Genomic DNA, 16,256 nt, shown 5'->3' on the forward strand with positions numbered 1-16,256 from the left:
TAATCTGTTTTGTCTATCTCTTTACCTTAAATTGATCAAAAAAAGACCTTGGATAAAAACTCTGAGAACTAAAGAGAACTTTATGCAAAGGAAAAAGGCGCTTGAGAAAATAAAAGTTAATGACGAAGAACATACGGATGTTGACACTCCAAAATACAACTGATTTTACATGCATAGGTTGGGCCTTGGGCCAACAATTTCTTATAAAATTATAAAAAAATCCGATGTACTCTGGCATGAGTCTTATGTTTGTCGGGCAAGGCCCGACGATTGGGTGGTATATGATAAGAGAAAAAAGCCTCAAATCGGTTTTGTGGCAGGGGCGACATTGTAATGCAGTGAGCAAATGTTACTAATTAGCTATTTTTTGTTATGAACTATTACTTATTTGTGCTCAAACGTTATCATAGAGTATGTTTCAGCTGTGTAATATGGTTCTTGATCCACTTTGTATTCTTTGGCTAACTCGGCTGCTGTTTTATGATCAATGCATTGTATTCCAAGTTTTTGGCATAGAAGAACGATCTCATTTGGTTCAAAAAATGTTTTGAAAGGAGATTTTTTAGTAGCAAACTCATCTAAAGTTTTTTCTAAACAGTTTTCTTTCGCAGATGAGTCTAATTGCTGTGCCCCTGTTTGCATCAGAGTATGCATGTAGTCGAAGGAAATGATTAAATGGCTAAACTTGCTTGATAACTCACGTAAAATTCTTATTACATCCTCTTTTTCGAGGTAGAATGTATTTCCTTCCCATAAAATTAAAGTTGGCTTTGTGAAATCAATGTCATTGTTTGTCAATTCGGCAATTAAATCACCCTTAACATAGTCCAGGCCGATATAAGTGGCATTTTTGTTAATATTTTGTTCGGAATAAATCTGTTCCTTACATTTTAAAATGTGCGGTTGATCTATTTCAAAAAAACGTGCTCCAAATTGCTGGGTATATTTCATTTTACGCACCGGCAGGGTATCAAAGCCGCTACCTAAAATGACGATCTGCTTTACATCTTTGTTTTTGACCGCATCTGATACGGTACGTCTAAAAAAACGGGTTCTAGTCGCTAATGGCAACCACATTCTTTTATCTAGCCTTTGTTCGGCTTCTTCTTTAACTTGCTCATTAGCAAAATTCTGCATTAGGGGATCTTTAAATAAATCCTTTTCTCTTGTACCCTGCTTTTGTGTTAATGTCGGCCAATTTTCTTTAGATTTAGACTCTTTTTTCCAATAATTTGCTAATAAGGAAGTGGTTGCAACATTATTCTCTTTTAAAATTTTTTCACGCATAAAAGCAAGTTCTCTTATTTTAATAGTTCATCTACAATTTGCCTCACACCTGAATAATAAGCGGCATGATCGGCATCTAAATATACAATATTATCGGTAACTTCTCTACTCATACGCAGCTGATCACTTAGGAGTAAGGCCTTATCATACCGGCAAACTAAAGAGCGTTTCGAAATACGAGTAAATTGTTTGCCAATATTGACTGTTTCGGTAAATGGCCGTAAGGGTTGAGGTTGTAATCGAGCCATCGCTTTTTGAGCATCCTTTAGGCTGCAACAGTTAAAAAGAATATTGGCTAAATCCGATGAGGATTGAAGGCGAATTTCTTGCAATGTTTCATCGATGATTAAAAAGGGTGTAAGGTTGTTCGATTCGGATTCTTGTGCTAATGAAAACAGCGATTTCTGGTCTTTCGGAACATAGGCTGCAACAAAAATTAGTTCACGAATCGCATCAGGAATAACCTCAGCAGCTGCCGCGATAACTAAACCAGCCATGCTATGGCCAACTAATGTAACCTGTTCGGGTTGTTGCTTAATTAATTCAACAACACTTTGCACGTAGTCATTAAAACAAATTGAGCTGCTTATTTGATTTTGTACGCCATGACCAGGCAAATTGGGCATGAGTACTTTATGTCCTTTCAAGGAAAGCTCTTTTGCAATAGGCCTCCAACACCAAGAGGCATGCCATGCACCGTGAATTAAGATAAATGTTTGAGCGCTTTGCATAGAATTCCTTAGCGGTATCAGGCTATTAATAATAATTTAATGTTCAATTGGTATAATAGAATTGTAGCGATAAATCTCCTAGGTTATAAATCACATTTTATCGCTACATTACACGTTCTCATCTGCCAATCAATCCTGAACATAGTCTTATTTGACTCCATTTATGGCCACAATTATTTATTACACAATTCATTTGTACCATTTAACAAGCTAACTGTATAATTTGCGCCTAATTGGTTATTTATAGAAGTTTATAAGCTATGTTAGACGGGTTTCAACAACAAGAATTAGAGAAAATTAAAAATGATCCTATGCTTATCAAGGATGCTCCTGAAGAGCTAAAGGCGAATGAAGAATTTATGCTAGAGGTAATACGATTAAGTGCTTTCGCAATGGCTCATGTCGCCCCTGAGCTACAAAATAAAAAAAGTTTCGTGCTAGCCGCTATTGCGCTCAATGGTTGGGCTTATAACTATACGTTAGATAAATGGAGAGACAATGAAAGTGTAACCCGTTTTGCAGTAAGAAAAGATCCCGTTTTTCTTTTTGCTGCTTCAGAGCGATTAATGGCCGATGAGGATTTTAAAACCAATGCACTGAAAATCAACAGCTGGTACCCATGGATAAGACTAAATAAATTTATAAAAAATAATTTTTTTGAAGGGCTTGGCGATACTTTTGCAATAATGTACGGGAATTATGGGATTTTAGAAAAATTGGATGGAAAAGAGTTCGATCCTAATATTTTGAAACATGGATTAATTGATATTACCCTGATCCCGCAATTATCTAACTTTCTAATTAATTACGGAGCACCTACGAAGCCGTGCTACGGCAATCCGTTCAGATATGCCGCAGATAATGAAAAAAGGAAGGATGCCACAATTATTAGAAACATATCCCTTGCTATAGGATTTGGTTTGCAATTTTTAAGATTCGCAATGGCCGCTGCTGCCACTGTAATGGTCCTTCCTATCGTTGCTTTGGTACATATGCTAAAATTTCCTTATACCTATTATTACCAACGCAATTTACTTCAGCTTGAGGGAGTAATCTACGATGCTAGAAACAATGAACCTGCCTCCGAAAAGACGACTTTAGCAGAGTTTATTTCAAGGACTAATTCCAGTTTAAATGATTTATGTGGTTATAAATCCTCGAATATCACCTCTTATTCTTATAAAAATACAGAAGTAGAAACATATGGTTCGGTGCATAGCTCTAGCCCGCTCTTGTTTTTTAAGCCGTTAAATAGTACGAAACCTTCTCAGGTTCGTGCTAAAGAAATAGCGACTGCACTTGAAATAGATGAACAATATGACCCTAATAATTCAAGGGCACGTGCTATTGGCCGATCATTTTACTAATCAATATAAATCAAGCAGTTGGGTCGTTTTGACCCAACAAACAATCTCGGAAAATTCTACAATCGCTCTAGGTAGGTCAAATCTCAGTCAACAAAGTACAAGATAATGCTATTTTGATTAATGATTGCGCTTCAGATTGCTAAAAAATCAGGCAACACCATGGATCCTGCAGTTAAATTACAACACGGGAAATTTTTAGACATATTTGACATGCTCATGGCTATAGAGTTTTCTAACCTGGAAGGAATAGTCATCGAAGATTTTAGTGTCTTTCAAAATAAATCGAAACTTGCTCGCTTAAAGGTTGTGCTAGCGATAAGCTAGTTAGTTTTCGTAGCAGGCTAGAAGCCTTTTCAAATATCACTTTGAATGTTGGGGGAAGTCCTGCTTCATCACCTCAACCAGAAAAAATGAGCTTTAAGTTCTTCAAACGACCAACATCTAGGCATGATGAACGCGATACCAATTTTTTCGGAACGAGGTACAGCTCGCCATATAATTAGAGTGTTGTATGAAATGCCGGTAATACAGGCGCTTTATGTATATGATATTGCAACCGAGAAGAGGCATGGCTGTTGGACGGCATTGATAGACCGGATTTAGGGGGCAGAGAATCTCAGTTAAGCTGCATGTTTGATTCTTCTTGCTTTTGTGGCATTTGAAAATCTTTCTGCTCCGGGAGACTCTTTAATTCTTCCGCCGACGGAAATAATGAACCGCCGGTAAACTCTTGTTTGCTACCATCTGGCCCTGGTTTATAAAGTTTTCCATCACCGTTGGAAAAAGCAATGACTTTATTGGTTTTTTCATCAACCATCAGAAAACTGTTTCCTTCTTTGGCGTGGTCTTGAAAAAATTCGGTCATATCCTTATCTGATTTAAAAGTCATACTTAAATTACCGTCTTTATCTTTCTTGGGAGGGTTTTGTTTGTACCAATCGTCTGAACCCAATTTTTTATCGAACGCTTTAAGAAGTTCATCAGTATTCTCGCTCTGAATTTTTGCAGATCGTTTCTGAGTCTCTGCCAACTGATCCAAAGCAGCACCTATTTTTTTGGCGGGATTTGTTACACTTCCAGACGGTGCTGATAAACTTGGACTATCCTCCATGTTCCTTTGTGCCTCTTGAGCAGATTGTACTTTCTTCTTGTTGTTTTCACAGATTTCTTTGTAGTCTCTATAGGCTTTTTTGCTTGCTTCATCGTTTTCTTCCTTGCTCGCTTTATACTTTTCATAGGTGCGCTCATGGTTTTCGATATACTCTTGGTGACGTTTGTCGTATTCTTCTTCGCTGATCTCTCCTTGTTGATACAGTTCACCATCTTCTTTATGTTTTTCTCTCAGAGCTTCCTGGGTTTTTAGACACTCTTCGTAAGCTTCATCTGATTTGGCATTGTTACTGTCATATGTATTTATATAAGCATCATAGGCAGCTTTATTGGCCGCTTCAAGCGCACTATGAAGTTTTTGAAGGTTGGTGGGCAACTTCATCGCTGTTTTTAATTTTTCTTCAAGCTCCCATTGTAATATTTCATATTCTGCTAAAGATTTTTTACGAAGCTCTTCGTCTTTTTCTAATGTCATGATTTATATCGAATGTGATTTACATGATAGAATTATAGACAATAATTTTGTGTAATACGTGCCTCAGATTGGTCTTATTTAAGTATTCATCGCGACATTAAATCAGGACTTTTATCGATAAAGTGGGCATCTGAACATGATTTTAGCAACAAAAAACTTGGCGAATGAGTAGAATTCAATTTGTTGGGTCAGAATGACCCAACCTACCTGCTAGGGCGTTGTAGGGGATAAGAGCTAAAGATTAAAAAGCCCGAAGACCCCTAACACTACTGTCTACGTTTTACATTGTATTCACTAGAGGTTGGGATGTCGGGGCATCATAATCATAAATGCCTCTATCTTTTAATGCGGTAGATGCTCCCCGTGTTAACATTACCACAGCAGATATTGGTAATAAGATAAGATCTATTATTACTTGACAAAAGTCTTGAACCATATAGTTTGTTGCATCAAAAGCCCAGGAGGATAGGGAATCAGAGCCAGTTATCTTGCCAATGTTTTCTACACCCACTAATATTGCAACCACTCCTAATACGATCGTCGGTATAGTTACAATTAGCATAGGATCAAATATAATCATTCCGAGGAAAGCTGCAGATATAAAGGTATGACGAGCACAATACATATACTCTGCAGGCGACTCATAAGGCTTGAAAAACATTTGTCCCCATGTATAAGGACTTTGTGGAACGAGAGTATCTGAGAGTAGATGATTCTTAATCGCTTTTTGTGAACCGGTCAGATACCCTATAGAAATTTTATTGAACACTTTTTTTCCTCATTATTTCTACACGGTGGGCCGTTTTACATTATTTTAAAACTCTTATCAAGACATTGTAGCGAGAGGTGGCGGAAGAATTTCCATCTTTTAGGGCGTCTGGTCTACACCTACATGTTCAACACCCCCGTATTTTTTGCTTCATCATGTTCAGGTCTTTTTTTAGGAGCTTGAAAAATGCTGTTTCTCGGTTTACTCAAAGTCAGTCTGGTAGGTAATTCTGTTTTAGAGCTGTCTAGTGTGGTGAAAATATTAGCGGCTCGAATCTGTGCAAATTCTTTAAACAATTGAGTATTAATAAAGACCATAGCCCTTTTTTCAACGAGAGGATATTCTTTCTTAAATTCGATAGCACCTCGTAGCATTAAGTTTAGAGTTTCTCTTTTATAAATACTAAAATAAATTTTTTTAATTGTATTGTGGCTCTCGTAGATCTGGACACATGCATGATTAAAATCAACGATAGCCTTGGGGATTTTATTATTTTTTCTGAGTCTTTTATATTGTTTTTTTGTGGGTACAATACTTTGTTCTGTGAGTATTTTCAAAGCATAGGCATAATTGATTTGTTCACTACCTGAGTATTTTTTAGGAGGAGCGTTTGGGGGTTGATTTCCTCGATGCAATAATAGTTGTCGAAGATGTTTTTCCAGTGTACGCAAAGTGGGTCTATGTTCTGGCTTTGGGGCTAAACATAATTGAATAAGACGGTTGATATCCGCTGAAGGCTTTAATACAGATCGCATCATAGAACCCAAAGCGTAAACATCCATACTTTTTTGGGCAGATATCGGCGTTTGTGACCAGCATTCTGGTGCAATTTGTGTATATTTTTTTCTTTTTGCTATGAGCTCTTCGTTAGTGTTTACAACAAAGATATCTGGGTTGAGTAGCCTATCTTTCTTTACAGAAATACCTCCATCAAGTAAATAACTTTTACCCGAGTTGATGTCATAATGGATATTATCCGCTTTTAGATCCAGAACAATATATCCCTTATTATGACAATCTTTTAATGCTTCAATTGCAGAAATAAAAAGTTTTATTTGTTGCCTTTTGTTCGTTAAACGCAGCGCCTCATAGGGTACGCCAACAATATAGGGAAGAACCAGGCGATAAGTATCCTCTCGTTCTATTAATTCAATATTTTGTTTCGGATAAAGAGTCTTGAAAAATTTATATTTATTATAAACTTCAATAAAATCAATATCATCCTTATTTTTAGGCTTTAGAACCACAAGTGAGCTATGACCCTCAGCAGATTTAAATTTTCGTGCTTTGGCGTATGTTCCTGAGCCAATGCTTTTTTCTGGATAATATTGTGTTTCCCCTTCACTTTCGTAACACGATTCCTCAGAGTTATCATCATCATGAAATTTATAATTTTTTGGCATAATCCTTGCCCTATCATCCCTGAATACCCTAAATCAATTTTGCTTATTTTATAGGGTAAAGTCCATTAAGTGATAAAAAAATTATTATTCAAATTAAAGCATTAATGAGCTATGAAGCTCTGGAACCCCACTGTCTTTTGGGGATTTATTTTGATTAAATAATGTTGCTCTATTTCCACTAACCACATGGATTTTCTTCAGAACACTCTCTAAAGAAGATGATCCAATGTCTTTAGTCATCGAGAAACATCCTCCTGCATAATGCATGACGGAATCATCACTACTGACTTTTGGAGGAATACCCGCATGCGCTTCATTTCCAGGAAATGATAAAGAATCCCCACAAATATGTGTTGCAAAATGTTTTTCGGGTTGTACGGCTAATGGAGCCCCAACACAGGTGTTAATCTCAATAGTCCTTTCATGCACATTGAGCGTTTTAGTTTTACTTACATGGCCGATCAATAAAGCATACTCGCGATCCTCAGGATTACTAAACTCATCAAGTGCGGAAGGAAAATTCATAAGATTAATTTTTTTAATTTTAGGTAAATCAAGTTCAGTCAGTGTTTCTTCCAGGGCTGCATAAAAAGTGCGTTCCATTGGATATAATAATTCTTGAATTGCAAATGCACCCAAACTCATTCCTTTAACCGTAAGTGTTCCTTCTTCGCCTAAACTGAGATCAGCAAGAAGAAATAATTGACGAAGATTATGCTTTAAACGGTTTTTATAAGCATCAATATAAAAAATACCTTTACCAAAGACAGGGCTATGAAAGGTTATTATATTAGAGTGAGAAGTATTTAAACCTGATAATGCATGGTCTTCACCATAAACAGAAGAAAGAATAGAATTAAATCCGGGTTGTTGAACTGCCATTGCTTGGCGCTCCGCAAAATGGATTGCCTCACCATCCGAACTTTCGAATCGGACGCAAGCTAATACATCATATTGTAAACTGAGACAATTCCGGAACTCTGGTGCTGCAAGATAACTTATTGATACAGGGTAGGGATGGGCGTTATTCCATTCATCAAATAGACTTCCTCTTTGTAAATTCATGCCATGAAGAATGGGAGAGAACTCTGCTCGCCTTCCATCTGAGAGAGGTAAAAAATAAGCTTGTGGTACAATTAAAGGACTTACTGCCGCTTCTTCCAATGATAAATACTCTTTATAGATTAAATCATCCTCAGTAGTGCCAATTGCTTCTAAGAATATTCTAGAGGATTTATATTTATCTTTTTTTTGCTGATATGCTTTAGCGAATTCCTCATTATGTTCACGTGGCATAATGAGTCGGCCATCAGAATAAGCGGCCTTAAATTTTTTGGTTACTAATCGAGACAAAAATCCAAGATAGTCCATTTCTTTATACAAATTACCAAGAGGTGAGTTTTCCTTCTGCTTTGCTGAAAAAAATCGTTTTAGGAGTTGATTGTGATCTTCAAGGATAAAAAATTTGTTTGAGTCCTGTAGTTGCTGAATTAAATTTAATTCATCTTCTTCAATGTTCATGGCACTGAGTTGAGTCTTTGTTAAGGAGCTTTGCATCACTGGAGCTAGAGGATGTTGGAGCGGTGAAAAGGGAAAAAATTTTTGTATGGTTTGAGGAATGCCTTTTATCATCCTAAGGTTTATCCCCATTTTTGTTCTTAACGATAAAACAGTATTAAATTTAGTGCGCATAAACTCTATCCTTGTTGTGTATAAAGTTGGGTTGTTATTTTAACACAGTGGAAATATTTTTATTAAATTTAAAAAATAAAAGCCTTGAACGAGTCAAGGCTTTAAGCAAAAATTGCAGTAATTAAATCACCATCGTCATTGTTGGATTTTCTTCTTCCATAACGCATTGTTTTAAGCTATTTTGGCAAATTAAATCTTTATTTTTCCTAATGGCACATTCAGTTAGATAATTCAAAGCACAAGGAACAATACCATTTTTTACCTGATCTAATGTTAGGGAGGGATCTTTTTCAAATAATGGAGCAAGACAGATTATTGCTTCTATATCCGAGAGATTTATTATGAGTACACCACCACTTTTTGCTGGCACTTCAATAGTAAAACCATCTTTATGAGCAGAAATACACGTATAATTTTGATGGGCCACTTCACTTGCCACATTCACCCATAGATCTCTTTCATAAAACGGTAAATCCACTAAAGCAGCTTGTTTTTTCAAAATGCTTTTATAATTCTCATACAATTCAGCTGCTTTCAAGTGTTTTATTTCTATGGGATCAGTACTTTGGCTGAAGTAGGTAGCAAAATCATCAAAAGCAATTACCTTATCAATTTCTAATTGCTGATAAATTTTCATCTTCTCCGCTGAGCTAATGGTGCGTTCAAATGTCGATGGCCCAATAACATCAAATCGTTTTGCTTGAGTTAAATCATCAAGGTGAACAATACCCGGTGTCTTCTGGTTGATAACAACGCATTGGTTAATAGGGGAAATAAGATGAGGCACGATTGTTTCGCATTGGTATGAAAACATAGAAGTACCACAATCTTCTCCCTCCATGTTAGTTGGATCATATTCTACATCCCAGGCTTGTAGGTCGCAGACCTTGTATACCGCGCCGATTAATGTAATGCCTGGAAAATTTGATTTTTTTGCTGCATCAAGCCCAAAACCCATGGCAACACTAGGACAATAGGTAAATGAATGGGCTATTTTTGTGTTTCCCTTTGTTAGAGAGTAACCATTAACATGCAAGTCCATGAGCTCCTTCTTCTCTGATGGACTTAAATCTTCAGCACAGGTAAGCCCTTTAGCTTTTAAAAAACGGGCTAAGCCAGGTCGCATTGCACTTATCCCTAATCCTGGGCGGTCCAAACAACCAAGGCAATGTTCCACTGATAGCCCTCTGTATATAATATTATCGGTTGCATCAAACAAGTTAATACTATGTTTTTGCTTAAAACTCTGTAAAGCTGAAACATTGTGAGGCTCATAAGCGGCCCCCCTGATTTGAATACTATTTCGGACAGATGCATGGGTAACGAATTTAAAAAAATTCCAGGCTTTCGCTCTCATCTTAAAAACCTCTTAAGTATAAATTTGCAATCTGAATATCTAAATTCAATCAAAATTAATACATAAACCAGACAAACCATACATATAGTATATAAAATGAACATTAAGAGAGAATTAAAGTGCGACTTATTTTTATGGGGGGATATAAATAAATTAATGGGAGCTAATAAATCCCCTTTGCAAGTAAACGAGTTACCTATGCCAAAAACAATTTTCATTGGGGGAATTAGTGCGACTAGCGGTTAACTCCTTGGTTATAATGACTACCCGGTAAAGTCTTTAGCCGTTTGTAGCGCGATATACGCCAAGTTCAGGTTTATAGAAATTTTCAATTAAATCAATATACTCGCGGGTTTTATTACCTAATCGAGATGTGGTGAGTGCGCTAAATTCTTTGTTGTTTAATGGTTCTGTATCCGGTTTATGTTCAAGAAGGTCTATTAAATGATGAGCAGCCTTTATTTTTTCTTCAGCGCTAGAGTCAAGTTTGAATCCAATTAGCTTGGTTTTAAAATATTTGGATGCCTCAACTTCTTCCTCCAGATCAGCTTCTCTTTAACTCTTTAATGAACTTGGGATGATAATAATCAGTATAATTGTTGTGTGAAAAATGCTCAAACAAAGGTGTTGTGAGAGAAACCGGTACGTTGTGATAACCATCCAGGTAAGTAAATTGATAGGTTCCTCCCTGTAATTTTTCTAATATCCCAGTCTTAATGCCATTCACTGATATGTATGCTGTTCTCAAGAATTATTATCCGTTGTCTGAGGAAAAGGTTTCATAGTAGACTTTCTTATTATTAATGATATGAATTTATGACGAATTATTTAGTTATTGCAGCGAGCAGCTCTATTGGGTAAGCAGACATTTTTTTTACTACATAATGAATTTAGTACTAATCCCCTAAAGCGAGCATCAATTGATAAAAAAGAAAATTATCATTTCGAGTCTGGGCAATACCATAGAATGGTTTGATTTTGGACTTTTTATTTTCATGGCGCCGATAATCGGTGCTAAATTTTTTCCGCAAGGACTGGCTGGCAATGCAACCATTGAGGCTTTAATCGTATTTGCAGCTGGTTTTCTTTGTCGACCATTAGGCGGTATTTTTTTTGGCTATTTCGGAGATACTCGCGGTCGTGCAAAAACATTAAGAATTTCTATCTTAATTATCACCATGTCAACTTTCTTAGTTGGTGTGATTCCGTCTTATGAAGCGATAGGATTAACTGCCCCAATCCTATTTATCTTACTTCGTTTGATACAAGGTGTATCTATTGGTGGCGAATACAGTGGAATAATGATCTATCTTGCTGAATCAGCACCGCATGGCAAACGTGGTTTTATTACCAGTTTTGCAGCAATAGGTGCGAATTTAGGTTTTTTATTAGCTACAGTCACATTGATGCTGCTTCATTTGTTTTTTACTGACGAAGCTATTACAAATTGGGCATGGAGGGTACCCTTTCTTCTTATAGGGTTACCTGGCTCATTAATCATTTACTATCGTTTTAAATTATCTGAAACACCCGTGTACTCTCAGTTGCAAAAAAATCATCGAATTGAGTCCATTCCATTTATTGCAGCTATTAAATTCGCGCCCTACCAATTGCTGAAAATTTTAGGTCTTACTTGTATGGGCTCAACATTTTATTATGTGTTTTTTGGATATATGCCCACTTATTTAGAACACTACATTGGATTTTCCTTCGCGGACGCGTTAACCATTGAGAGCTCAATGTTAATTGTAATGCTGTTTACTGTGCCTTTGTCTGGCATGTGCGGTGATTATTTTACCCGAAGAAAAATGCTGATAAGTACTTCAATAGCTATCATATTTTTGGTTTTACCCTGTTTTTATTTACTGCAGTTCAAATCCATATTATTAGCGCTATTATCTTTAGGTACAGCCACTATCCTAAGTTCTTTGGAACAAGGAAATACTCTAACAACTATTGTAGAAAACTGCCCTGAGAATGTTCGTTACAGTGGCATAGCCTTTTCTTATAACTTGGGGAATGCTTTATTCGGCGGCAGTACGCCGTTGGTTGTGGCTTTACTGACAGAAAAAATAGGCCTTACCCTACCGGCTTATTACCTGATTTTTATGTCAGGTATCACTTTAATTACCGCAACAACCTTACTCAGCAACAATCAGTCTCTAGGCCCTTTGCTCGACCCTAAGCGCTCTAGAATATAAATGGATTTGCAATAAATCCAACATAAAGCCAATGAAGGTTTTCGATGGGATTTGAATGGATACTTATCCCGCTTCCTTTTCAGATTTAGGCATAAACAGCAGAGGAATAATGAGCAATATGATGAGGATTATCAAAATAAATCTAAATTTATCCGCATAAATTTTTTTCGCATAATTTCGAATAATTTGAATCATTCTATTCCTTTAATTCTATAGTGCTAAGTGCATTTCACATCGATTAAATTTCTTTATCGGCTTGAGCACAGGAGCATTTTCCTTTGCTCATTTTTAGAATGTTTCTGAACATTCTAGTGTATAGAAACAGTAAAAACGGGTGCTATACTTTAATAATTAACTGGTTGCGATATTAAGTGAGAGGAAAGTAAATGGATTTTTTTAGGAGAAAAAAAGGATTGCTTTTCATCATCGCAGTACTCATTTTTTTAGGCTTAATTTTAATTCCAAAAAAATTAGCAAAACCTAAAATGCTCCCACAAACTAAAAACACAATTGGCTTAGAGTTGCCTCAACCAGTCTACTCTAGTCCAGTTTCAATTGAGGAGGCACTTAAAAAGCGTCGCTCAGTAAGGCAGTATAAAAATCAAGCGCTAACACTTCGGCAAATTTCTCAATTACTCTGGGCCGCGCAAGGAATAACTTCTGATATGGGCTTTCGAACAGCTCCTTCAGCAGGGGCTCTCTATCCATTGGAGATTTATTTAATTGCAAGGAATGTTAAAAATTTAACTTCTGGTGTTTATCATTATAAGCCCCAAAAACACACATTAACAAAACTAAAAGAAGGGGATGTTTCGTTACAATTAACAAAAGCTGCATTCGGACAGGAGGCAGTAAAATCAAGTGCTGCTAATATTGTGATAACGGCGGTTTTTTCTCGAACGGTAAAAAAATACGGTAAAATGGGCAAGCGTTTTGTATTCATGGAAGCAGGGCATGCCGCACAAAATATTTACCTGCAAACGGTGTCTTTAAATCTAGCAACTGTATCAATAGGTGCATTCGATAATATTCAAGTGAGAAAAGCTTTAGGATTTGTTGATGAAGAACCTTTGTATGTTTTACCAATAGGGGAGGAATTATAAATATGTGGGAAACACATATGCTTATAGTATTGATTGTTTCGGGCTTTTCGTAAGTCCTGTGAGATTTACTTACCTCATTTCAAGACAAGTTAGAAACCCCAAAAGTAAAGAATAACAATTACATCTTTATTTATTTTTAATCATCTTATAAAGCTCGGGTATCAGAAAAATGGGAAGTGCACAGAATAAAATGACCCCCCAGTGTATTATGGATAAAGGTACTGTATGTAACACGCGCTGCAATCCATGGGTATAAATGGCCATGATTTGTAACCCTAGCATGCTGAAAATAGCAATTAAAATCCATTTATTTGAGAGCCATCCTATTTCGGTAATTGGTTTATAGAAGCTTCTAAAATTTAGTGTATGGACATTCGACATAACGACCAGGGTTGTAAAAGCAATAGTATTGGCTAACGCATAGGACTGAGGTAAATAGAACTGATATAGCAAGAACGTTATGATACCGATATAAGAACCAAACAGAATGAGTAGGGTAAGTGACATTCGATCAAAAATTGGTTGATCAGCTTGCCGTGGTGGCCTATTCATCACACCCTTTTCGGCGCGTTCTACACTCAAAGAGAGTGCTGTTGCACTATCCGTAACCAAGTTTATCCAAAGAATTTGCACTGGAATTACAATCAATCCACCGCTTAGCATAAGATTAATAAGGATAGCTAATACTTCACCTAAATTTGAGGAAGCAAGATAAAGCACGAATTTTCGAATGTTTGCATATTGACGCCTACCTTCTTTTACAGCATCAATGATAGAGGCAAAATTATCATCTAATAAAACGATATCAGCGACACTTCGCGCAACATCCGTTCCTCTTATGCCCATAGCAATCCCAATATCAGCTTGTTTCAGTGCTGGTGCATCATTGACGCCATCTCCAGTCATGGCGACTAGTTGGCCTTGATTCTGTAAGAGTCTCACAATACGAAACTTATCCTCAGGCATTGTTCTTGCAAATAAAGCATTTTGCTGTAATAAATTCTTTAATGTTTTATCACTCATTATGTTTAATTCACTGCTTGTTATCACGTGATCTATGCTCAAGCCAATTTGATTGGCAATTGCTTTTGCCGTCACAGGCGAATCACCAGTTATCATAATGACTTTTATGCCTGCGTTTTTCGCGATTTCTAATGCTTTAGGTACTTCTTCTCTTGGAGGATCCACTAAACCAATAATTCCAAGAAACACTAAATGACTCTCCGCTTCATTCACTGATAAATGAAGTTGTTTTTGAGTGGTTTTCCTTGCTAAGGCTAAGGTGCGAAGCCCATTCTGAGCAAAATCAATATAAGCCGCTTCTATTTTATTTCGTGATTCAGTGTTTAGTTCGTACTCCTTATCTTCATGTACATAATAGTCACATAAAGGCAAAATAACTTCTGGTGCTCCTTTGATATGAATAATCTGACAATCTTCTGTTTCTTCAATGACCGTCATTCGTTTTCTGATAGAGTCGAATGTAAATTCATTGATAATGTGGCTTTGAGGGACTTCACTTAATCCTGATTTAGCGGCTGCCACAATCAAGGCTGCTTCATCTGGGGAACCAATGATTTTCCATTCCTCTCCTTCTTGAATGACTCGTGCATGATTGCATTTGCGTCCCGTATCCAACAATAGGATTAATCCGGGGATGGATTGAGGGTTTATCGCTTGGTCATCGACTACAAATGTTCCATGTGGATTATAACCAACCCCGGTGATCTCTATTATTTTTCCAAATAACCAAATATTTTGAACGTTCATCTCATTTTTAGTGAGTGTTCCTGTCTTATCTGTGCAAATGATAGATACAGCACCTAAGGTTTCTGCTGCTTGAAGATGGCGAAGCAAAGCCTTTTTTTTAGCCATGGCTCTGGCACCCAATGCAAGGGCGATAGTAACTACAGCAGGAAGTCCCTCTGGAATGGCAGACACAGCAAGAGATATTCCTGTCATTAACATCCGAATTAAATCCAGACCGGCCAATACTCCAATTAAAATAACGACAGCAGAAATGGTAAGCGCTAAAAAACCCAGTTGTTTGCCAATGACAGAAAGTTGCTTCTGAAGGGCAGTCTTTTCTTCGATAATGCTTTCTGTAAGCTCAGCTATGCGGCCAAATTCTGTATTCATACCAATAGCAACAACAAGGCCTTGTCCCTGTCCACTTATAATATGAGTTCCCATGAAGGCCATATTTTTTCTATCTGTAACCAAAGTTTCTTCGGGTAAACGTTCTGTTGTTTTGGTTATGGGCTCAGATTCACCAGTTAAAGTCGCTTCATTCATCATGAGGTCTACTACTGTTGTGAGTCGGATATCAGCAGGAACAATATTACCGGCATTCAATAGCACATAATCACCTGGAATCAGTGTTTTCACGTCAATAACTTGCTCTAGCCCATTACGGATAACACGACATTTTGTGGTAAGCATGTTTTTTAAATTTTTAATGGCAGTTTGAGCCTTCCATTCTTGGATAAATCCTAATAAACCATTAAAGAGGACGATAGCAAGAATAGCCATCGCATCAACAATATCACCTAAAAAGAAAGAGAGAAGCGTTGCTAATAGGAGAACCAGAATTAAAATATTAGTGAACTGACGTAGCAGTATGACATACCAGTTTGAAGATTCTACATCCTTGATTTCATTGACATCAAAATTTTTATGTTGCTTTGCAAGAACACTTTTTGTTTCTTCGATGGTTAAAGCATGCCATTGCTTCATCTTTCTCCTCAGACTCTATTCGCTT

Annotated in this window: 13 protein-coding genes; 4 read left to right on the forward strand and 9 right to left on the reverse strand. The window is 36.8% G+C overall.

What is annotated here, in order from left to right; all coding sequences use genetic code 11:
* Positions 1-384: 384 nt before the first annotated feature.
* Together DGG96_RS00855 and DGG96_RS00860 are read right to left on the reverse strand one after the other, a co-directional pair.
* Positions 385-1,287 carry a class I SAM-dependent methyltransferase gene (locus tag DGG96_RS00855; RefSeq protein ID WP_110141126.1) on the reverse strand — a complete coding sequence of 301 codons (903 nt, stop codon included), beginning with the start codon at positions 1,285-1,287 and terminating at the stop codon, positions 385-387.
* A gap of 14 nt (positions 1,288-1,301) precedes the next feature.
* Positions 1,302-2,018 (reverse strand): alpha/beta fold hydrolase, encoded by a 717-nt coding sequence (locus DGG96_RS00860; RefSeq protein WP_110141127.1) that lies wholly within the window; start codon positions 2,016-2,018, stop codon positions 1,302-1,304.
* Positions 2,019-2,278: 260 nt separating this feature from the next.
* Between DGG96_RS00860 and DGG96_RS00865 the strand changes: the two genes are divergently transcribed.
* Both DGG96_RS00865 and DGG96_RS00870 read left to right on the forward strand, forming a co-directional pair.
* Positions 2,279-3,385, forward strand: a complete 1,107-nt coding sequence (locus DGG96_RS00865; protein WP_110141128.1) for a DUF4116 domain-containing protein — start codon at positions 2,279-2,281, stop codon at positions 3,383-3,385.
* A gap of 120 nt (positions 3,386-3,505) precedes the next feature.
* Complete coding sequence (locus tag DGG96_RS00870) at positions 3,506-3,709, forward strand: hypothetical protein (protein WP_110141129.1); 204 nt, start codon at positions 3,506-3,508, stop codon at positions 3,707-3,709.
* Positions 3,710-4,001: 292 nt separating this feature from the next.
* Here DGG96_RS00870 and DGG96_RS00875 read toward each other — a convergent pair whose 3' ends face one another.
* From DGG96_RS00875 to DGG96_RS00905, 6 genes are all read right to left on the reverse strand, one after another.
* Positions 4,002-4,970, reverse strand: coding sequence for a hypothetical protein (locus tag DGG96_RS00875; RefSeq protein ID WP_110141130.1), 969 nt, complete (start codon positions 4,968-4,970; stop codon positions 4,002-4,004).
* A 280-nt stretch (positions 4,971-5,250) separates the two neighbouring features.
* Positions 5,251-5,739 carry a hypothetical protein gene (locus tag DGG96_RS00885; protein WP_110141131.1) on the reverse strand — a complete coding sequence of 163 codons (489 nt, stop codon included), beginning with the start codon at positions 5,737-5,739 and terminating at the stop codon, positions 5,251-5,253.
* Between the two features lie 119 nt (positions 5,740-5,858).
* Positions 5,859-7,142 (reverse strand): protein kinase domain-containing protein, encoded by a 1,284-nt coding sequence (locus tag DGG96_RS00890; RefSeq protein ID WP_110141132.1) that lies wholly within the window; start codon positions 7,140-7,142, stop codon positions 5,859-5,861.
* Between the two features lie 93 nt (positions 7,143-7,235).
* Complete coding sequence (locus DGG96_RS00895; RefSeq protein ID WP_110141133.1) at positions 7,236-8,834, reverse strand: hypothetical protein; 1,599 nt, start codon at positions 8,832-8,834, stop codon at positions 7,236-7,238.
* 121 nt (positions 8,835-8,955) lie between these two features.
* On the reverse strand, positions 8,956-10,191 hold the full coding sequence (locus DGG96_RS00900; protein WP_110141134.1) for a hypothetical protein: 1,236 nt from the start codon (positions 10,189-10,191) through the stop codon (positions 8,956-8,958).
* Between the two features lie 544 nt (positions 10,192-10,735).
* Positions 10,736-10,939, reverse strand: a complete 204-nt coding sequence (locus DGG96_RS00905) for a hypothetical protein (RefSeq protein ID WP_110141135.1) — start codon at positions 10,937-10,939, stop codon at positions 10,736-10,738.
* 172 nt (positions 10,940-11,111) lie between these two features.
* Here DGG96_RS00905 and DGG96_RS00910 point away from each other — a divergent pair, with 172 nt between their 5' ends.
* Positions 11,112-12,392 carry an MFS transporter gene (locus DGG96_RS00910; protein ID WP_110141136.1) on the forward strand — a complete coding sequence of 427 codons (1,281 nt, stop codon included), beginning with the start codon at positions 11,112-11,114 and terminating at the stop codon, positions 12,390-12,392.
* Between the two features lie 386 nt (positions 12,393-12,778).
* Positions 12,779-13,495, forward strand: coding sequence for a SagB/ThcOx family dehydrogenase (locus DGG96_RS00915; protein ID WP_110141137.1), 717 nt, complete (start codon positions 12,779-12,781; stop codon positions 13,493-13,495).
* 126 nt (positions 13,496-13,621) lie between these two features.
* On the opposite strand, the gene DGG96_RS00920 is transcribed toward DGG96_RS00915, so the two are convergent.
* Positions 13,622-16,231 (reverse strand): cation-translocating P-type ATPase, encoded by a 2,610-nt coding sequence (locus DGG96_RS00920; protein WP_110141138.1) that lies wholly within the window; start codon positions 16,229-16,231, stop codon positions 13,622-13,624.
* Positions 16,232-16,256 lie beyond the last annotated feature (25 nt).

The organism is Legionella qingyii (assembly GCF_003184185.1).